The sequence below is a fragment of the Flavobacterium sp. GCM10023249 genome, from assembly GCF_042653365.1.
Lineage (GTDB): Bacteria > Bacteroidota > Bacteroidia > Flavobacteriales > Flavobacteriaceae > Flavobacterium.
This window is the reverse complement of record NZ_JBHSHZ010000016.1, coordinates 194,724-215,491: the sequence shown is the minus strand read 5'-3', so window position 1 is coordinate 215,491 and position 20,768 is coordinate 194,724. Positions and strand designations below refer to the sequence as shown.

20 protein-coding genes are annotated in these 20,768 nt (G+C 33.9%); 5 read left to right on the top strand and 15 right to left on the bottom strand.

Annotated elements, in window-relative coordinates; all coding sequences use genetic code 11:
* Positions 1-29 precede the first annotated feature (29 nt).
* Positions 30-1,199 (top strand): toxin-antitoxin system YwqK family antitoxin, encoded by a 1,170-nt coding sequence (locus ACFO7M_RS14580; protein ID WP_379736463.1) that lies wholly within the window; start codon positions 30-32, stop codon positions 1,197-1,199.
* A 19-nt stretch (positions 1,200-1,218) separates the two neighbouring features.
* Here the strand turns inward: ACFO7M_RS14580 and ACFO7M_RS14575 are convergent, their stop codons facing one another.
* From ACFO7M_RS14575 to ACFO7M_RS14540, 8 genes are all read right to left on the bottom strand, one after another.
* The gene (locus ACFO7M_RS14575) at positions 1,219-2,166 is read right to left on the bottom strand and encodes a transglutaminase (protein ID WP_379712547.1); all 948 of its coding nucleotides are present in this window, start codon (positions 2,164-2,166) and stop codon (positions 1,219-1,221) included.
* A gap of 27 nt (positions 2,167-2,193) precedes the next feature.
* The gene (locus ACFO7M_RS14570; RefSeq protein WP_379736462.1) at positions 2,194-3,039 is read right to left on the bottom strand and encodes a substrate-binding domain-containing protein; all 846 of its coding nucleotides are present in this window, start codon (positions 3,037-3,039) and stop codon (positions 2,194-2,196) included.
* A gap of 28 nt (positions 3,040-3,067) precedes the next feature.
* Entirely contained in the window at positions 3,068-3,586 is a 519-nt protein-coding gene (locus ACFO7M_RS14565; RefSeq protein ID WP_379712551.1) for a GNAT family N-acetyltransferase, read from the bottom strand.
* Positions 3,586-4,107, bottom strand: a complete 522-nt coding sequence (locus ACFO7M_RS14560; protein WP_379712553.1) for a GNAT family N-acetyltransferase — start codon at positions 4,105-4,107, stop codon at positions 3,586-3,588. Before ACFO7M_RS14560 ends, ACFO7M_RS14565 begins: the two co-directional genes overlap by 1 nt.
* Positions 4,108-4,383: a hypothetical protein gene (locus ACFO7M_RS14555; protein ID WP_379712555.1), complete on the bottom strand. Its 276-nt coding sequence runs from the start codon at positions 4,381-4,383 to the stop codon at positions 4,108-4,110.
* Positions 4,384-5,256 (bottom strand): nucleoside phosphorylase, encoded by an 873-nt coding sequence (locus ACFO7M_RS14550; protein WP_379736460.1) that lies wholly within the window; start codon positions 5,254-5,256, stop codon positions 4,384-4,386.
* Positions 5,257-5,267: 11 nt separating this feature from the next.
* Positions 5,268-5,600 (bottom strand): translation initiation factor, encoded by a 333-nt coding sequence (locus ACFO7M_RS14545; protein ID WP_379712559.1) that lies wholly within the window; start codon positions 5,598-5,600, stop codon positions 5,268-5,270.
* Positions 5,601-5,680: 80 nt separating this feature from the next.
* Positions 5,681-6,634: an isopenicillin N synthase family dioxygenase gene (locus ACFO7M_RS14540; protein ID WP_379712561.1), complete on the bottom strand. Its 954-nt coding sequence runs from the start codon at positions 6,632-6,634 to the stop codon at positions 5,681-5,683.
* Between the two features lie 176 nt (positions 6,635-6,810).
* Between ACFO7M_RS14540 and ACFO7M_RS14535 the strand changes: the two genes are divergently transcribed.
* Positions 6,811-8,787, top strand: coding sequence for an alpha-ketoacid dehydrogenase subunit alpha/beta (locus ACFO7M_RS14535; RefSeq protein ID WP_379736458.1), 1,977 nt, complete (start codon positions 6,811-6,813; stop codon positions 8,785-8,787).
* Between the two features lie 149 nt (positions 8,788-8,936).
* On the opposite strand, the gene ACFO7M_RS14530 is transcribed toward ACFO7M_RS14535, so the two are convergent.
* From ACFO7M_RS14530 to ACFO7M_RS14510, 5 genes are read right to left on the bottom strand one after another with little or no spacing between them, the layout of a single operon-like run.
* Positions 8,937-9,959 carry a pyridoxal phosphate-dependent aminotransferase gene (locus ACFO7M_RS14530; protein ID WP_379736456.1) on the bottom strand — a complete coding sequence of 341 codons (1,023 nt, stop codon included), beginning with the start codon at positions 9,957-9,959 and terminating at the stop codon, positions 8,937-8,939.
* A gap of 18 nt (positions 9,960-9,977) precedes the next feature.
* Complete coding sequence (locus ACFO7M_RS14525) at positions 9,978-11,399, bottom strand: FAD-binding protein (protein ID WP_379736454.1); 1,422 nt, start codon at positions 11,397-11,399, stop codon at positions 9,978-9,980.
* A complete protein-coding gene (locus ACFO7M_RS14520; protein WP_379736452.1) occupies positions 11,377-11,850 on the bottom strand; it encodes a hypothetical protein in 474 nt (157 codons plus the stop codon). The genes ACFO7M_RS14525 and ACFO7M_RS14520 overlap by 23 nt, the downstream gene beginning before the upstream one ends.
* The gene (locus ACFO7M_RS14515) at positions 11,843-12,790 is read right to left on the bottom strand and encodes a VOC family protein (RefSeq protein ID WP_379712571.1); all 948 of its coding nucleotides are present in this window, start codon (positions 12,788-12,790) and stop codon (positions 11,843-11,845) included. The genes ACFO7M_RS14520 and ACFO7M_RS14515 overlap by 8 nt, the downstream gene beginning before the upstream one ends.
* A 38-nt stretch (positions 12,791-12,828) precedes the next feature.
* Complete coding sequence (locus ACFO7M_RS14510) at positions 12,829-13,677, bottom strand: DsbA family protein (protein ID WP_379736450.1); 849 nt, start codon at positions 13,675-13,677, stop codon at positions 12,829-12,831.
* A 115-nt stretch (positions 13,678-13,792) separates the two neighbouring features.
* On the opposite strand from ACFO7M_RS14510, the gene ACFO7M_RS14505 reads away from it, so the two are divergent.
* Positions 13,793-14,161, top strand: coding sequence for a winged helix-turn-helix transcriptional regulator (locus ACFO7M_RS14505; RefSeq protein WP_379712574.1), 369 nt, complete (start codon positions 13,793-13,795; stop codon positions 14,159-14,161).
* Positions 14,162-14,314: 153 nt separating this feature from the next.
* Here the strand turns inward: ACFO7M_RS14505 and ACFO7M_RS14500 are convergent, their stop codons facing one another.
* Together ACFO7M_RS14500 and ACFO7M_RS14495 are read right to left on the bottom strand one after the other, a co-directional pair.
* Positions 14,315-15,370 carry a helix-turn-helix transcriptional regulator gene (locus ACFO7M_RS14500; RefSeq protein WP_379736448.1) on the bottom strand — a complete coding sequence of 352 codons (1,056 nt, stop codon included), beginning with the start codon at positions 15,368-15,370 and terminating at the stop codon, positions 14,315-14,317.
* Between the two features lie 44 nt (positions 15,371-15,414).
* A complete protein-coding gene (locus ACFO7M_RS14495) occupies positions 15,415-16,032 on the bottom strand; it encodes a hypothetical protein (protein WP_379736446.1) in 618 nt (205 codons plus the stop codon).
* Between the two features lie 172 nt (positions 16,033-16,204).
* Here ACFO7M_RS14495 and ACFO7M_RS14490 point away from each other — a divergent pair, with 172 nt between their 5' ends.
* Entirely contained in the window at positions 16,205-18,778 is a 2,574-nt protein-coding gene (locus ACFO7M_RS14490) for a ligand-binding sensor domain-containing protein (RefSeq protein ID WP_379736444.1), read from the top strand.
* A 235-nt stretch (positions 18,779-19,013) separates the two neighbouring features.
* Positions 19,014-20,723 carry a hypothetical protein gene (locus ACFO7M_RS14485; RefSeq protein ID WP_379736442.1) on the top strand — a complete coding sequence of 570 codons (1,710 nt, stop codon included), beginning with the start codon at positions 19,014-19,016 and terminating at the stop codon, positions 20,721-20,723.
* The last annotated feature ends 45 nt before the right edge of the window (positions 20,724-20,768 follow it).

The following is a 20,768-nucleotide window of genomic DNA, read 5'->3' as shown; positions in this document are numbered from 1 at the left end:
TGAATAACTTATTTAGAAATAAATTGAAAATGAAAATTAAAAAAAATATTTATGCACTACTTTTTTTGGTGATTACATCGGTAAGTTATACCCAACAATTTATTGAAAGTCCGTATCAATCAGATTCCTTATATGCCAAACTAAAGATACGAACTATTAAGGAAAATGTAAGTATGACTTATGGGACTGCTGATATTTCCTACTTTAAAATCACAACCTTTAATGAGCTAGGTCAACCTTTGCTTTTGAAAAAGGTTAATTACAGAACGAATGTTCCGGTTACTAAAATTGGTGAATATAGCTATAATGATAAAAGATGTATACAATTCAATTCATTTGAAAATGGAAATATTGACAGATACACGGTATATAGTTACGATGCAGTATCCGGAAAATTAAGCAAAGAAGAAAGATTCGACTCGAAGCAGCAGAAAGTCAGCGAAACGAACTATTTATTCAACTCAACAGTAGTAGAAAAGACGGATTTCCTCAGTAATCAATTGTTTAAAAAAACAATAAAAACTTACGAACCGAATTGGCTGGAACGAGAAGTAACTCATGTCCAATTTCGAAATGGTGTCGAATCAGATCGCTTTTCAATAATGAGTAAATATGAATGGCAGAAAAATGAAACGGTTTTAGTTGAGTTCAAAACCGGTAAAAAGGTTAACGTAAAAAATAAATACTATTTCGATACCAATAAACTGTTATTGGAAAAGGAATTTTTTGATAAATCCATAAAACAAAAGTATGAGTATTTTTATGAGAAGGATATTAAGGAAAAATTGATTAAGAAAGTATTCCTTGATGAAATAGGCAAAAAGACAGATAGTCTAAAAGCCAGTAGAAAGTTTTATTATTATACGACCAATCAAATTTTTAATAACGGCTATATACTCGGAAAAAATATAGAAGGAAAGTTGCTTTCTAAAGTTGAATGTTTTGATATGGATTATTTTATTTTGGATGGGAAATGCATTATGTATTATCCGAATGGTAAATTAAAATTAGAAGCTTTTTTCAAAATGAATCAATTACAGGGAGAGCTTAAAGGGTACGATCAAAATGGTATTTTAATTCGATTGGAAATCTATGATGCTGGAAAATTAACATCCGGAAAATGTTTAGATGCTTCCGGAAAAGAAGTTGAGTTTACCCTTTTTGAAGTAAATAAAGCGGAATTAGGTGTTGAAAATTAATGGTTTAGAGTTTTTTAAATTAATTATTCAGTGTCAACTGTCCTAAAATGGCTTCACTCATAAATTTTCCTCCAGGATAATAAGCTGTATAATCCAGATTTAGCCAAATCTGACCGTGTTCGTCAATATGGTAATGGATTTCTTTTCCCTTGCTTTCTTCTTTGAATAGAACATCGTGAATCAAATATACTACATTCTCCAAATCTCTTTTGGTTCCTATTAGCATTTCAGGATAGATATGAGCATCGGTATGAATCAAACGAGGAACACCGCCTACAGCCTTAATTCCTGCAGCCATCAAAATAGCATGGTCGTCACAATCGCCGGAAAAATGCTGTAAAGATTCAGATGCCGAAGCGATATAATTGTTACCCAATGGATCGTTAACATAATTCCAATGGGTTTTAATTTCTTTGAAAACGGCAAAACATTGAATAATAGTTCTATAATCACGATAGCCTTTTTTTCCTTTACTATCGGTGAAGTGTTTTGTTGTGGCGTGTAAAGCAAAGTTTCGGACTTTTGGATTTTGAAAATCGATAGCATTAATAACCTTATATTTATTCGGAAAGGGAAGTAATTTGCTAATGATAATATCCTGTGGATAAGGGTTATCACCCATGGTGTACATCATCGAACGGTAATCATCGTATACCCTGTAAAAACTATAGCCACCAAATAAAGTTCCGTACAACAATATTAAGGAGTAGATAAAAACGCCGATAATTAGGTATTTTTTGATTTTACGGAGTAAAAGTTGGTATACAATAAGAATTGCAATGAAAAGTACAATGCGGTCAATTGGTATCTTTAGATCCAATTCTTGTAAATTCTGATGTGCAATTATGAAAGTTGGAATTGCTAACAGAATGTTCAACAAAAAGATAACAACCGTATCCCAAGGTCTTGGTACCGAAAGACGATCTTTATATTTGGCGTATAAATTTTGGAATGTGGTTGTTGTCATTGCTTTTAAAAAGGTAAAAATAACGAATTATTTAACTACCGATTCATAAGGCATTTTATTTTCAATTAAATTTAACGCTAACAATTGCTCCTGTACTTTATTAAATGTGTTTTTATCCAATTGTTTTTGTGACCAACGAGTTAGCTTCAACCATTCTTGAATATCTGTTAGTTCTTGATGATAACGCGAAGCTAAAGTTCTGTCGATACTCGGTATGATTTTAAATTCGGCTGTGGTATTGTTAATGATTTCCAAAATTAATTCTATTGTAGCTGAGTTGTTTTGTAAAAACTCGTTACGTACTGCAATCACAAAACAAGGCCATGGAGTAGGGCAGTCAGCAATTCTTCTGAAAGTACCATTGTCTACCAGTGGTTTGGTCATAAAGCGTTCCCACATGAAATAATCTGCCTTGTTGTTTTTTAATGCTTCCACTGCGCCATCAATTGTATTCACAATCTCAAACTGTAATTCAGATGTATTCCAATTTTGTTGTTGAGCATTCACATAACTCATTAAATGACTACCTGAACCAATTCTTGATATGGCAGATGTAGTTTTTTCTAAATCAGATAATTGCGAATAATTGGAGTTTGCATCAACATGAATTCCCCAAATTAAAGGGGATTGTACGTACACTTGAACAATTGAAGAATCATTTCCCGCTGTAATATCTTTGATGATACCTTCAGTAAGAATAACGGCAATATCTGTTTCATTGTTACGAAGCATTTGACACATTTTACCGGTTCCTTCGGGTACATCTGTCCATTGTAAATCGATACCAACTTGATCAAATTCACCATTTTCTATGCACAAATGCCAAGGTAGGTTAAAATGTTCCGGTACTCCGGCAATTCTCACTGTTTTCATTCCAAACGTATTTTAGTAAATCTATTAATTAATTGGAGGCGTACCAAACACATGGTACTTCATTATTCCAGATAAATTCGTTTTTGAGATTCAATCCAATTTTTTCTAAAATTCTTCTTGAACCCAAATTGTCAATATGTGCTGAAGCATATAAAACATCTACTTTGAGTTCGTTGAATGCGAAGTCGTACCAGGCTTTGGCTGATTCGTAAGCATATCCCTTTCCCCAAAATTCTTCACGAAAACGATACCCGATTTCATAAAAGTTGATATGGTTGTTTTCTTCTTCAGTGATGAATTTTATACCGGACCACCCAATAAATTCTCCGGTTTCTTTAAGTATAACAGCAAAGCGGGCGATACCATTATTTTTGTATTGGTTTTGAAGGTTTTCAATGTAACCGATGCTTTCTTCTAATGTTTTAACAGGATGGTTTCCCAAGTATTGATGTACATTCGGATTACTGTCCAATAAAAACATGCCTTCAGCATCAGTTAGTTCTATAGGTCTTAAAATAAGACGTTCCGTTTCTAATTTGATATTCATTACAATTTATTTTTCAAAAGATACCAATTGTATTCAATATCTTTTGCAATATACTTGTTCTCAAAAGTAAAACCAATGACTTTAAGCAAACTGTTGGATGCAGTATTTTCGCTTTCAGCATAGGCATATATTGTTTTCAATTTCATTTCATTCCATCCGTAGTGAATCCAAAATAATGCGGCTTCTTTAGCATAACCTTTTCGCCAGTAATTTTCTGAGAATCGGTACCCTAAATCATAGAAGTTAGAATGTCCATTTTCTTCAATATCTCTAAATCTTAAACCGGAGAGCCCTATTAATTTGTTGTTTTCCTTTAAAATGACGGCATATCTACCAATACCGTTTTTTGAATATTCATTCCGAGTTTTATCGATCAATGCTTTGGTTTCCGATAATGTTTCTATCGGATTTCTCAAATATCGATTGACATTGGGATTATTATTCATTTCAAAGATATCATCGGCATCCGTAATTTTCAACGGGCGGAGTAATAGTCGGTCGGTTTCAAATAGTAAATCCATTTAAAAATCGGTTGGTGTACTATTCCTAAAATAAGCCAACATTAATACAACAATAAGCATTTCTACGGCTATTAATTTCCAATATTTCACTTCCTTTTTTTGGAAGTAATAATCTGAAAACCATAAAAGTACTGCTATAGTGGGGTATATTAAAAAATAAAGTAAACTCCAGTCAAAACCTTCAGCTGCCATTTGGAGCATAGGAATACAATACAATATTGAAAATACACCTATAATTCCTGATGTTATATTGAATGGAGTATACTTATAATTCATTTATTCCGATAATTTCTTCAATGTATACGCAATAAGAGCGTCAACCGCTTTGTATGGGTCGGCACTAAAAGTACCAGTTGCTCTATTGGCGATAATTGCATTTAATGATAAGGTTTCGTGACCTAAAAGCTTTCCAAGTCCATAAATAGCAGCAGTTTCCATTTCCAAGTTGGTCATTTGAGTGCCGTTGTAATTGAAGGCGTCCATTTTACTGTTCAGTTCTGGATCTTGAATATTCAAACGTAATACACGACCTTGTGGTCCGTAAAAACCTCCTGCCGTTCCTGTGAAACCTTTGTGGATTTCCTCACTTTCGATAAATTTCTCCAATTTTTCAGAGCAAGCAACTACATAAGGTCTTCCTTTACGTAAATCCCAATTGGTTTGTTCTACAAAAGCAGTTTCGATGTCTTTTTCAGAAATGTCGTCAATTAAATATGAACGCAACATATTGTCCAGACCCAATCCGTATTTTGACATTACAAAACTATCACAAGGAATATCTGCTTGCAAAGAACCCGAAGTTCCAATACGAATAATGTTTAGTTTAGTTAAATTTTCTTTGGGTTGGCGTGTCTCAAGGTCAATGTTAACCAAGGCATCCAATTCGTTCATTACAATATCAATATTGTCAGGTCCAATTCCTGTAGACATTACAGTGATTCGTTTCCCTTTTAACGTTCCTGTTTGGGTTTTGAATTCTCTTTTTTGTGTTGAAAACTCAATAGAGTCGAAGAATTGGGTAATTTTCTCTACACGATGTTGGTCACCAACAAAGATAATATCATGTGCAATATGTTCCGGTTTAAGGTTTAAGTGGTATACACTTCCGTCTGGGTTCAGAATTAATTCTGATGATTTAATTTCACTCATTATTGTATGTTTTATCCGCCTACGCGTTTTACTTTAAATCCTTTTTCTTTTAAAATAGTCATAATTTTATCACGGTAATCTCCCTGAATAATGATGCTCCCGTCTTTAAAACTGCCACCAACACTCAACTTGGTTTTGATTTCTTTGGCTAATAGTTTAAAGTCTTCGTCTTCACCTTCGTATCCTTCAATTATGGTGATGGGTTTCCCTTTTCTTTTTTCGTACTTACAAATCATCGGTTCCTTTTGAACATACAATTCGTGTTCAGTTTCTTCAACTTCATCCGGTTCATTGGAAGGAATATGGTCAGGGAATAAATTTTTTAATTGGTCTTGTAAATCCATAGTAGTGTAAAATTACAAAAAAAGAAAAATCCCAAACCCCAAACAAGTTGGAATTTGGAATTTTAAATTATTGGAATTTATTATTTCTTGATCAATCCTAAATCAACCAAACGCTCATACAAGAATTCACCTGCAGTGATATCTTCATACAATTTTGGGTTGTTTTCATCGATACATTTGTCCAAACAGTTTAAAGACATGTCACCAACTGGGTGCATGAAAAACGGAATGGAAAAACGTGAAGTTCCCCACAATTCTCTTGGAGGGTTTACTACTTGATGAATAGTTGATTTTAATTTATTATTGGTGTGACGAGATAACATGTCGCCCACGTTAATTACTAATTCATCCGGCTCAGCAATGGCGTCAATCCATTGTCCGTCGTGATTTTGTACTTGTAACCCTTTTCCTTGCGCACCCATTAATAAAGTGATCAAGTTGATGTCACCATGAGCAGCAGCACGTACGGCACCGTCTTTAGGTTCGTCAGTAATAGGAGGGTAGTGGATTGGTCTTAGGATGCTGTTTCCGTCTTTGATGTATTGATCAAAATAGAACTCGTCTAATCCAATGTAAATAGCCAAAGCTCTTAATACATATACACCGGTTTTTTCCAACATCTGGTAAGCTTCTTTACCTACCTGATTAAATTTTGGTAATTCGGAAACTTCAACATTGGCAGGATATTCTTCTGCATATTTTGAGCCTTCACTCACGTATTGGCCAAAGTGCCAAAACTCTTTTAAGTCACCTGCTGAACGACCTTTAGCATGTTCTTTACCAAAAGAAACATAACCTCTTTGTCCTCCAATACCAGGTATTTCGTATTTCTCTTTCACTTCTAGAGGTAAGTTAAAGAAATTACGAACTTCGCCGTATAAATCCTCAACCAATTTGTCATCTAAAAAGTGACCTTTTAGTGCTACGAAACCAATTTCTTCGTAGGCTTTTCCGATTTCATTTACAAATTTTTGTTTACGTACCGGGTCATCCGATAGGAAATCACGTAAGTCAACACTTGGAATGTTTTGCATTGTACTTAGTTTTTGTTAATAACTTTTTTCAGGATAAAACCTTGATTTGACAAATGTAAATATAAATAAATTATATCTATTTTAAAAGTTATTAACAATGGCAAAAAATATCACAAAACCCGTGTTATCTGTTATTTTTTTTTAATTTTGGGAGCGATTTAAAAACCATACAAAGAATGGACTTCGAAAGAAAGAACTTAACCAACGAGCAGCTTTTAGATTTATATAAAAAGTTACTGAAACCGAGATTGATAGAAGAGAAAATGTTAATTCTTATCCGTCAGGGTAAGGTATCCAAATGGTTCTCCGGAATTGGTCAGGAAGCAATATCTGTAGGTATTACTTCGGTTTTAGATAAAGATGAGTATATTTTACCGATGCACCGTAATTTAGGTGTATTTACAACACGTGATATTCCATTACACCGTTTGTTCTCACAATGGCAAGGGAAAAGAAACGGTTTTACCAAAGGTCGAGACCGAAGCTTTCACTTTGGCACACAAGAATACAAGATTATTGGTATGATTTCACATTTGGGACCTCAAATGGGTATTGCCGATGGTATTGCTTTGGCGAACAAACTTCGTAAAAACGGCAAAGTAACTGCGGTATTTACAGGTGAGGGAGCAACTTCAGAAGGTGATTTTCATGAAGCGTTGAATATTGCTTCGGTTTGGGATTTACCGGTGCTATTTGTGATTGAAAACAATGGTTACGGATTATCAACACCTACTAATGAGCAATACAGATGTAAGCAACTGGCTGACCGAGGTGTGGGCTACGGCATGGAAAGCCATGTAGTAGATGGTAATAATATTTTAGAAGTGTACAATTTGATTGCCGAATTGAAAGCTTCAATGGTAGATAACCCGAGACCTGTTCTTCTAGAATTCATGACATTCCGAATGAGAGGTCACGAAGAGGCGAGTGGTACCAAATATGTTCCGCAGGAATTAATGGATATGTGGGCGGAAAAAGATCCGGTAGAGAATTATAGAAAATATTTAAAACTGACTGCTGTACTTTCGGAAGAGGAAGATGAAGCAATTCGTACTGAAATCAAGAAAGAAATCGATACCGATTGGGCTAAAGTTCAGGAAGAACCTGAAATTGTTGCCGATTTGGATGAAGAATTAAATGACGTTTACCGTCCGTGGGAATACGAACAAATTGATCATTTTGATGAATTGGAAAATATCCGTGTGATTGATGCTATTTCTAATGGTTTACGCCAGTCAATGGAGCGCCATGACAACTTGGTAATCATGGGGCAAGACATTGCAGAATATGGTGGTGCATTCAAAATAACTGATGGTTTCGTAGCGCAGTTTGGAAAAGAACGTGTGCGCAATACACCAATCTGTGAAAGTGCTATTGTATCGGCTGCCAACGGTTTGTCTATCAATGGCTTTAAAGCTGTAGTTGAAATGCAGTTTGCGGATTTCGTTTCAACTGGTTTTAATCCAATTGTCAATCTTTTAGCGAAACAACACTACCGTTGGCAGGAAAACTCCGACGTGGTAGTGCGTATGCCTTGCGGTGGTGGAACACAAGCTGGACCTTTCCACTCACAAACCAATGAAGCTTGGTTTACCAAAACACCGGGATTAAAAGTGGTTTACCCTGCGTTTCCATATGATGCGAAAGGATTATTAAATACTGCTATTAACGATCCTAATCCGGTGATGTTTTTTGAGCACAAACAATTGTACAGAAGTGTATACCAAGATGTGCCCAAAGATTATTACACACTTCCTTTCGGAAAAGCTTCGGTATTAAAAGAAGGAAATGATGTAACGATTATCTCTTTCGGAGCTGGAGTACATTGGGCCTTGGAAACATTGGCCAAAAATCCTGAAATATCAGCAGATCTATTGGATTTAAGAACCTTACAGCCATTGGATACGGAAGCTATTTACGCTTCAGTGAAGAAAACCAATAAAGTAATCATTCTTCAAGAGGACACTTTGTTTGGCGGTGTAGCGAGCGATATTTCTGCGATGATTATGGAAAATTGCTTCGAACACTTAGATGCTCCTGTTCGCAGAGTAGGAAGTTTAGAAAGTGCCATTCCGTTCATGAAATCATTGGAAGACCAATATTTGCCGAAACAACGTTTTGAAACAGAATTATTAGAATTATTAAAATACTAATATTTTATAGTTTATAAAAAAGCCGGAGTAATAGTTCCGGCTTTTTGTTTTAATATGTAAAGGAGATTATATCATTAACACACTTATATTTAACAGATGCTATCTCATTTTGGATTGGCTTGTATATTGATAGAATGCTAAGTAATCAACTACTGTACTGCATCGTCTATACAAATAGGCTTTAAAATTAAACCTTCTATAACTCGAATGATTTTAGTATTTTCTTTTTCTGACCCGATTGTTATTCGAAAAAAATCAGGTGAATTTCTAACTTTACCAATTGTTATCTCTGAATCAGTACATCGCCGTATAAATTCATTCTTTAAACTCTCATTATAAAACCGAATTGGAATAAAATTTCCATGAGATTTAGAAACCTTAACCTCCCCATCCAAAAGCATTTCATTTAAAGTATGATACATTTTTTCACGAGCTTCAATAATTTTTTCAATTCTAGGTTGAATAACTTTCTCAAAATTATTTAGTAAGACTTTGGCAGAAATGATAGTAAAAGGTGAGAACTTGAAGGGAAGATCATCTTTTTTCAATAAGTACTTGATAGCATCTGAACACATGGCATACCCTAATCTAATGGCTGCTGCTCCTAAAGCTTTCGAGAATGTTTTTAAAACAATGACATTGTTATATTTTTGAGTCAAATGTGCGTAGGAATCATTCGCAAATTCGGCATAGGCCTCATCAATTAAAAAAACACTAGAGGGATCGTTAGCTATTTCTGTTTCTACAAATATTGGATCAATTAAAGTTCCTGTTGGATTGTTTGGTGTACAAAACACATAAATTGAATTCTTACCTCTAGGAAACCCCGCATAATCGTATTCTAATTCATGATTAAAATCCCAATTAATATGGTTTAGATTGAACAATTTTGGACAAATATCAAATAGTTCGAAACTTGGATTTGGTGTAACAATTCTATTATAGTGCTTTGAAAGCTCCCCTAAGAATCTCATAATTAACCCGGAAGATCCATTACCCAGAATCAACGAGTCATTAGGAACATTATTCAATTGAGCAAGTAAAGCTATAAGTTCTTGAGACTCTGCAACAGGATATCTGTTCCAGTTAGAAGTTAATAACTCACTAATTACTTCTTCCTTGATACTTTTTGGTAGATCAGACGGGAATTCATTTTTATCTAAAAAAATCATACTATAAATTGAACTATTCTATTTATGGAATATATTTAACATGGAGCGAAAGGTATTATTAGGGTCGAACTTTATTTTACCAGCTGTCATCTCAGTCCATTGGTTTCCAAAGTGTACCGCCCATTCTTCTGGGTTTCCAGGTTTATTAATACTGTCACAAGGATATCTGTTTCCTCCATATTTTAAAGCAATCTGATACAATTGATTGTTTAGTTCACTTAAATAATTTATACGTTCTTTTGTGTTTGGATAGGCATTTCTTAATATTCCAATAAAGTAAAAATCTTCCTCAGGCTTTACAAATAAAGGAGTTTGAATGCTTGACGATTTCATTGGAATAAAAAGCACAGGGCCATCGCTCATATCTTCAGCTTTATGCATCGATTGAAATTCATTCATAAAACCAGAAAATTGTGAAAACGGGATAAAAGTAGCTAACTCTGGATGCGCTGTTTTCCCTTTCTCCTTTTCAGTAATTATTAAGGGTGGCTCTTTGGTTACATAGCTAAAAAAATCTTCTTGATAACTATGTTTTAAACCATGCAAAGGAATTTCTTTTTTTAAAAAAAATTGATCTTCATATTCGTACTGTACCAATTCTACAAAAAAGGTAAACTGCTCTTCTTTTTTGCACTTTTCAGCAAAGTAATCGGATTTTTCTGCAACAACGGTTTGTCTCATTTTCTTTTCAAATTCAACCTTTGTATTGGGAATTAAAAAAGCATGTATGCATTCAAAATCAGGTTCTTTTAGTAGTTGCGTATTTAAATCATGAAACTCCTTAGTAGTATCAATAAGTAATTTTGTAACGTGCATTATTTTTGGAGCACGAATTAATTTCATTTTTACCTTGGTAATTACTCCAAACTGCCCTAATCCAGACCTTACAAGGTTAAAAAGATCACTATTCTCAGTACGCGAACATATTCTAATTTCACCATCGCCTGTAACAACTTCTAACTCAAGAACATTATCTGCCTGGATTCCTGAATCATGACTCATAAAGCCCAATCCTCCAGTTGAAATGGTTCCTCCCACTGTCAATTTTTGCCAATCTGTAAGCGTGGGTGGGGTTGCATTTAGTTTTAACGTTTCTCTTACCAATTTTTCCCAAGTAATACCGCCTTCAACAACAACAGAACCCGTTTTTCCATCAAAATCTATGGAAAGAATCTGATTCATCGTCTTGATATTGATGACAATACCTTGATCTACTAAACACTGACCACTTGCGGAATGAGACATCCCTCTTGTGTTAACTGGAATATCGTTACTATTGCAATAATTTATTATCTTTTGTACATCTTCTGTTGATTTAGGGTTCAAACACCCGACAGAATTTACTGTAATTATTTGTCCAAAATCTGTTTTTACCTTTGCTAAGGCTTCTTCTTCGTTACTAAATTTGCCTTCGAATTTAGGTAACACTTGCTCTGTCATTAACATATTTATTTTGGTATTCTTTCATTATCATTTTCTCAGATTCCGTCAGTTCGTATTTTCCAACATTTAGAAGCTGTTCCAATATTTTAAACTCAACGCTTAATAAACGTTGAAGATCTAATAGCTTTTTATTTAAAGTTGTGGAAGGAATAAATACCTGAACACTCATTTTACCATTGATTCCATTTGTTATTAAAAACTGAAATTGCTTTTTAATTTCCCCTTCTAAAATCCATGTAAAATCAAGGGAATCATCTAAATTATGATTCGTATGGGTTACACTTATTTTTGTTTTTACTCCAGTAGAACTAGTAATTTCATAGCAGCTATCATCAATTACAACCAAATTGGTATGTACAGTCCAATATTTAAGATTAACAGGATTTTTTAAAAATGCTATTAGTCTTGCCTTTTCAGCTAAAACCTCTACGCTAAAAATATTAGTCATGCAATAAGGTTAATGGATAACCAGCATATTCTTTCTCTAACCTTATGGCTTCTCCTTCGATTGTAAAATCTAAATTCAAGGATTCAAGAATGTTTTTGCTTTTCTCAAAATTGAATGTTTTTAGTGCTAATTCTACCGGAATAACTCCGTTATGAGATTCCTGAATTTCACTTAAGCTCAAAAACTTATCCTTTTCATTAGGGTTGATCATTTTTTCACCTTCTATACTAAACCCCAAAATACTATTTAGGAACTTTCTTGCACTTTGAACTTCGGCAACGTTAATTTGAATATTATCAATTCTATCGACATCAATACTCTCTATAACTTCAAAATAATTTGTTTTGTCTAAAGATTTAATATCATCATCGTTTTTCAAGTTAGGATCATCTAAATAGGACTTCATTGTATTGGCTAATCCTGACATATTATCATGTGTAAAAAAACCTTGTTTCTCAGAAGTTTTATCTTCTGTTTCACTTTTTCTTTCTATCAACTCAATGAAAACTCCTGCATATTTATTCGAAATAAAAAATTGTCTCAATCCTGATAACGGATCTCTTAATATTTTATCTGAAGTCATTTCTATTCCTTTAGTAACTAATAGTTCGAAAATATCTTCAATATCATCTACTTCAAAAGCTACATGGTGTATACCTTGTCCAAACTTCTCATAAAACTTATGAAAAATAGACTCCTTAGTTAAGCCTTCAGTTACCACCATAACACCTTTTTCATTATTTGGCCAACCAAGAACATAGTTCAGCATATCATGCTTCCCTTCAGAGGCTGAACCTGCATTAACTAAAATTGTGTTTATTAATTTGTACCCTAGTACATTTTGATGAAAGTCAGAAACAACTTTGGCATTAGGTACAATCAAAGTATAATGATCTATATTAAAACATTGAATTGGTAAATCTAATTTTGGTTTAGTCATTGCAGTTTGTTTTTGAATTTAATTTTAATCTTTTTATATTAGTTTTCGCTTGTTTTCGAATATAACTGACTCCTAACTTTATTGATCATTTGCTCACTTTTTGAAAACCCTTGGGTTATAATCGAAAATTGCCCATTTGACTCAAGCAACACCGTAGGAAATGATCTAACCCCCATTTTTCGAGCAAATTCAAAATCTGATTTCACTAACTCTTTTATTTCATTAGACTCAAATTTTTCTTTAAATACTTCCTTCTTAATTCCAAATTCCTCCACAAAATCTAAGTATGCTTCAACATAATTTGTATTGCTATTATCTAAATAAAAGGCTTTTTGCACTCTCTCATAAAATTCATTTTCCACTTCAGGAGCAAGCGCTCTGATTACGACTACTGCTCTGGAAGGAGGTTCGGTATCAAGGATAAATGAATTATCATACAGTACCTTATTATTGATAGGAAGCCCAGTCATTTTAGCCAGGTTGTCAAAATGTGGTAGTAAATAATCTCTCATGTTACTAATTGGCTCTGTTCCATAAGGTCTAAGCCCGCCTAATACCAATTGAAAGTCTAATTCTCCATCAAACTCTTTTTTCAACTCCTTAATTTCTGAGGAAAATGCCAAACAAGTAGAGCATATTGGGTCTCCTACATAAATCAATTTCCCACTTTTACTATTTGATAATGTAGAGTCAATCTCATCATTGGAGTTGGGAGATATTGTACACATTCCAGTATTCACATCGCACGTAAAACTGTTTTCATAATCTGCTTTTTTTGTATTAGTAGTATTTCCCATAGCTTTTGAAGTTTCATTTTTAATTAGCGAACATCTAAGAATCATAACACAAGCCCCTGCTACAATCCAGAAAAATAATCTCGCTTTCATTTTTTTGTAATCTTTTACTCGTTATTTGGCGAAGTTAAATACAAATAGCATATTTTTGATATGAGTTTCCTATAGTAAACTAGTTTCTTGAAGGAAACTAACTTAACTAACTAAAATGAAAAGAGAAATTATACTAACACAACAGTGTAATCAAGAAATCAGAGCCATTTCAGATACTATGGAAATATTATCAGGTAAATGGAAGATCCAAATAATTGCTACTCTAATTGTTCATGGCAAAATGCGATTCATGGAGTTAAAAAAGACAACAAATGGCATTGGGGCTAAAAAACTATCTAAAGATTTGGAAGAATTAGAAATAAACAAACTCATTACTAGAACAGTAATGAACACTAAACCTATCACTGTAGAATACGAAATCACTCCATATGGAAGAAAAATGGAGCACTTAATTCATAAAATTACGGAATGGGGTTTAAAACATAGGGAACATATAATTAATGAAAATAACGAAATCCTGTAGTGTAATTTCCTGTTCTTGAAATACATTTAATTTTAAAAAACTTAAATAAATCGTTTAGCAGAACACTTTTATTAAGGGGAGCCGCAAATGTAATAAAAAGTATTATTGTATAGATTTGCTCAGAAAGCATTAGTGTTTCGAACAGGATTCCTTTTATTTTTGTGTGTCTTGTTTTTCAATCACTTCCAAAGTTGTTTTATCTTCATAATTCGCTATTGTATCGGTAATGATTTTTTTGATGCGTTTCCTAAAATAGTCCGGTTTAATAACTTCCAAACCACTTCCAAAACCCAATAGGATTCTCTCCAATTCAAAATTGACGATAACAAAAATATGAATGGTTACACTGCCGTCCTCGTGTGTTGCAATCAATCTTTGTGAATGGTGTATGGGTTTGGTAATAACATAAGGTGCATTAATGTGGTCAATCCAAAGTTCGATACGTACAGGTCGCAATCCTTCATTTACGGTAACACCCACTACGTTTTTATAATATTGTTCGGGATTGAAATTGTCCTGAATATAAGGTAAGCTAAAGTCATAATCGATAGCCATAATTCGGTCCAATGCTAAATTGGAAACAGGTAAATTGGGCCTTTTTTTTCCAACTAAAAACCAACGATTATTGAATTCTTTTAAAATAAATGGACAGAAATTAAATGTTTGTTCTTTCTTGGATTTGAATGACTTATAGGTAATTACCAGAACTACTTTTTTAATAATAGCTTGGTAAATTTCATCCAAAAAATGCAAACCTTTCAAATTGTCATTCTTATCCAAATGGATGACAGGTTGGGTATGTGATTTCTCGGCATAAATCTTATCTTCCAATCGTTGTAAAATATCAGATACATCACTAAACAATGAAAAGTCTTTGAACTGTTTGAGCATGGAAACTGTCTCGGTCAACACATTGATGTCGGTATCGGTTAAGGGAATATCCGTAATGGAAAAGTCTTCCTCTGCATAATGATAGAATTTTTTATCGTAGACTTCTATAGGTGCGTTGTAGCCTAATTTTTCGCTTCGCATCATTTGTATGTCCAATTGAATAGTACGTTTACTAACCGAACTTTCTTTTCCTTCGTATTCGAACAATGCATCACTACAGGCGTTCATCAAATCTTGCAATGTCCACCGACGGTATTTGTTCTGTAAACATTTATCAATGGTTTTATAACGAATAAGTGCGTTTTTGTTTTGAGCCATTTGTTATATTTTGGACTTCTTGGATTATTAGAATTAGTGAGCTTTTAGTTGCTTAAATAGGCGATTTCATGCTGAATGTTTTCCCGTGCTTTTGTTTCGTATAAACTCTGAAAGGTTTCGGTTTGAAAAATGAATGGATTGGTTAAGAAGTGAGCTAATGCTTTTTTTCTACCGGGTTTGTACATGAAATCTGGGTAAATACGATATTCCCTTCTGATTTGTTGTGCGTACAACAGATAATCGTCCCACTCTTTGGCCAATATTCTCAAATCGAAATCGATGAGCCATTTTTCATCGTCATTATTACTGCATTGATGGTCTTTTGTAGAGAGAATTAAATTGAAAACACGGTTTTTATCCAACGATGAATCAGTAGGTAGAATACTAATCGCATATTGGGCACTACGCAATTCGTTATTTTTTTTGGTGGTTTTATAGATGTAATCGTGATAGAAAATGGCATACAAGACTTCGTCAGGATGTTGCAGTAAATCGCGATAGTTTTTAAAACATGCTATCATTTCCTGTAAGTGTTTCAGGTTATGATAATAGCGAGATTTTGCGGAATAAGCTTTGTGCAATTCTTTCCACTTTGCTGCAGATTCAGCATCTGAAAAACCAATTTTGGCGAGCAAGTTCAAAAACAATTCCTCTAAATTCATGATTCCTTTTTATCAAAATTACTAAACTTATTTCACTGTTTAAAATTAAGCAATGGTATGCTGAAATTTCGTTGGTTTAAACTTTAAAATATGTACGAATTTTATTGTTATTTTTGAAGCGATTTATTTGTGCAACCTAATACTAAAGTTTTTTTTCAAGCTATATAAGAGTATGAAATCCAATTATTTTCTGCCGATTCTTACCTTGTTTTGTTTCGTAAAAGTATTTTCTCAAGATTTCAAACACTTTACAACAGAAGAAGGACTTCCTAGCAATGAAGTGTACGATGTGTTGCAAGATAAAAAAGGCTCGATTTGGTTGGCTACTGATAGAGGATTGTGCCAATACAACGGTTATGAGTTTAAAAAGTATGCTCCTAAAGACGGCTTAACCGATATTACGATATTTGATTTCTTTCCGCAGAAGAACGGTCAGATTTGGTGTGCAACGTTTAATAAGAAGATTTTTTATTTTGAAAACGGAAGTAATCGCTTCATTCCTTATCTATTCAACAATGTAATTGAAGCTTATATCAGGAAAAATAACAAAATTACCTTTTTTATCAAATCGATAGTAGTGGATAATAACAAGAAAGTGTATTTGTCTAATGGTGCAAATAGGCTGATTAGTATTGATGCAAAAGGAAAATTGACAGAGTATGTTCAATCGAATGGAAAGCAGGAAAAAAAGGGGAGAAGTAACAATGCTCCTTCTTATATTCATAGTCTAAAAGTAGACGAAAACTGTGAAATCTTATACACTTCCATCAATAGATCGGATTTTAAACTTCCTGATGGATCCGGTATACAAAGAAAACTAATGAATATTAAGCCTGAAACTCGGCTACTAATTGCCGATAGTATGGTTCGTGTTTTAAGCAAAAATGGTACATTTTTAGACATCAACATTGGTTCAGATTTGCCTGTTGCCGGCGGAAAATACGACTCCAAGCATTTCTGGGTAGGTTTCCGGAACAATGGCTTAAAAATTTATGATTTTAAAGGAAAATGTACCACTTTCTACTTGCCTCATGCCACTGTTTCTAATGTAACAAAAGACTGCTACGGAGGAGTATGGGTTACTACAACCGACTATGGGGTATATTATTTGCCTCCCAATCCCATCAGGAATTTTAATTTGCAAAATAACGTGATTCAATCGTTAACGAAAGACAAGCGTAATACTTTATATATAGGAACTTATAATGGTGATTTGTACCGAAAGGAATTGAATAAACCCATTATTCGGATACGGAAAGCTTTACAGAGTTTCCCCGCTAATGTTCAGTTTTTCGAAGGTAAAGACGCAGTGGTTTCTTGTAACGGCAGCCGACTTTTTTTTAATGATCAATTAGTGAGTAAAACCACAATACAGGTAACGAAGATGTCTGATGATAATCCTTCTGTTTTAAGCATGTCTCAATTTGGTTATTATTCCATTTGGGAAAAGGACAAATATGATGAGGGAATTATGGACTTCAGGATTCATGACATATCGAAAATTGGTAGTCGGTTTTATTTTGGAACTATAGACGGATTGAAAATAAAGGAAAAGGGTAAAATAATCCAAATGAAAAAGCCATTACTTCAGTACCGCATTGATGATTTGGATTACTCGGAAGCCAATAAAACGCTTTACATAGCAACATTGGGAAAAGGGGTGCTTGTTTATGATTTGGCCAAAGATCAGGTGTATGCAATCGATAAAAGTAAAGGGTTATCGGATGATATTGTTACCGAAGTATATCGTGAAGATCCCAAAACGCTTTGGGCTTGTACTAATTATGGTTTAAGTAGAATACGCTTCAGCAGTCCCACAAAATACACTGTTGATTATATAACTACAGCAAACGGATTGTTGAGCAACCAAATCAAGGATGTCGAGATAATTAAGGATTCTATTTACATTGCAACTACCAAAGGTTTAAGCTCATTATCAAAACAACAGTTTGAACGAATGCAGCTTCAAAAACATTATTTTTTGAGGCTAAAAGAGCTAAAAGTCAATAATACGTTTTATACCATTAGAAACGGACAGCCACTAAAGTTGGATTATGATGAAAATCAACTTGATTTTGGTGTAGAAGCCGTTTCTTTTAGTGGTAGTGAAAAGATCGAATACCGGTACAAATTAGAAGGATTGGACAAAAGCTGGAAAAATACCAAGGAACGAAAAATTTCATATTCCTATATTCCTCCAGGTGATTACAAAATGGTGGTTAAAGTAATGGACGACAACAGAAGTTATTCCAATGAAAGTATTGTAATTCCGATTCATATTTGTAAACCATTCTGGGAAACATTCTGGTTTATTGGATTTATACTGATTCTAGTAGTGACTGTTATTTATTTTTTCTTTAAAATACGAGTACTTTCTTATAATCAAGATATTGTTAGGGAGTTACTACGATTATTGCTGAAAAAAATCAAAATGAAAGACAACTATTTTTCTTTTAGAGAATCAGGAAAAGAAATTAGAATTAAAACCTCCGATATCTTATTCGTACAGTCTTCAGGCAATTATGTCGATATTGTTACCCCATTGAAAACTTATACTGTGCGTAGCAAAATAAGTGATTTTGTGTCACAAGTTCATGATCCTTTGGAATTTTTAAGGATACACCGTTCTTATATTGTTCGTCTGGATAAAATTGAACAAAAAAGTAAAAAAGCGGTTTATATTCTAAATCATGAAATACCAGTAGGTGAAACCTACATTGCCGAATTGGATAAAATTCTTTTTTAATTTTTCTAAAATAATTTCAATGGAGTTAAGTGCATTATTGCTTGTAAATAAATAATTGCAAAAGAATCTTATCCCAAAAAGTCCTGTTGGATCACATTTGAAAAAATACTGTAAGTAAATAAATACAAAATTCGTCACTATTATATAGGGGGTTCGTCACAAAGCTAGTTTTTAAAGGGGTTTATAGCTTGCAATGAAAATACATTTGCGACACAAACTTTAAAACTTTACCTATATGAAAAAAGTCTTTTTGACCCTGTCCATTGTTGTAGGACTTCTGCTGATTTGTATTGTTGGCTGTAGCGAATACGACACAAAAGAAGCTAACGAGGCCAATTTATCGAAAACTGGTCCAATTTCAATTCCATGTCATCCCGTGGTACAAAATTTCCCTTCTTTGGATGCGATCCAGTTGGAACATAAAACATTATACGATGCTTTTATAGCTGGTGCTGAAGAAGAAATCGTATTTGAGAACTATGAAATTGCACACAACAATTTCTATTCATTGCGAAAAAAGGACTATGAAATGACAGAGGGAATTATACCGAATGATCCCTCTTTTGATCCCTTCAATTACACCAGTGATAGTGTTTTGGAAACAATACTGAACAAAGACGGAATGGTGATCATCGCAGGTTACATTTACATTTGGTCTGATGGAACGGTAATCCACAGAGCTCCTTATTCATGTGCCAACTATTACAAATTGTTGGATTATTCTCAATTGATCCAATCACCCTATGCTAGTAATACAACTATCAGAAACTACAAAGTTAATTACGATATTGAAGATCTTGTTGTAGGGTTGGATCCACGTTACGATTTTGCATCACTATCGGAACAAGGTATAAAAGTAGACAACAGAAAGGAAACTCCGGCTAATCTTCAAAAAAACTCTTGTGGACTTGAAGCGGTGATGTCTCACGAAATGACAGCTTATAATCCTGTGAATAAAACGGTAAGATATAAGATTAGCGCTACAACAGCTGCACCCATTGGATTAAACCCAATTAATACCTTCACAATTCCAAATTCAGGTCAATACCAATCTGTAACCATTGTAAACAGTGATGGATACACAGGCTCTTGGGTAGATTTATATGTTGGTCAGTGGTTTGAAGTAGAAATCAATTTCAGTAACTATGCTACGTTAAACGAAGTACCAAAGGTAGAAGCTTACTTGACTTCCATTGTTAATCCAATTAGCTCCAATAGCTGTAGTGACACTTATTTTCAGACTTTCGATATTAAATGCCCGTTATCGCTTTCTCCTAAAATGTTGAACTTTACCACTGGGCTCTATCAGTTTAGTATTGAAGGATTGGATTATTTAGGTGTAACCAATAATTATACTATTACATGGTCTTTCGGTGATGGAACAACACAGGTAACAACGAATTCAGCAGTTGTGAATCACGATTATGACGTACCATGTTATTTAAAAGAGTATCCTGTTAATGCCTATATTACCACCAATACACCTTTATGTACGATTAAATTTGAAACATCGACGACTCTGGGGATTGGAGATCCGTGTAAGCGCGAATCCGCTACATGGAAGAGTCCAAGTAATGATGGAATTCATACCACAATCAACAGCAAAAAAGTAAGATTGGTTCAAAAAATTAAAAAAAGAGCCAGTATACTTGGTGGGGGGACCGTTTTTGTGAATAAGTTCAGATGTAGAGTTCCCAATACAAAAACGGTATATACTTATGGTCCGATTTCTAAAGTTGTTGGAAATACTTGTACAACTTTAAACATTGAATCGTTTATTACTCCAAACCCAAAAAACCGAACTGGAAAGGGGAGATTGAAACAACGATTTGCCAGTTCTGTGCTTTATATGTTAGATTTGAATGCTCCTTATAGTACAAAATTCTCACATACTGACAATTCGAATATTCCTGTATTGACTTACGGATTGACTTGTTCTCAATAATATTGAATTTCTTTATTTGAAAAGCGCCACTATAAAGGGCGCTTT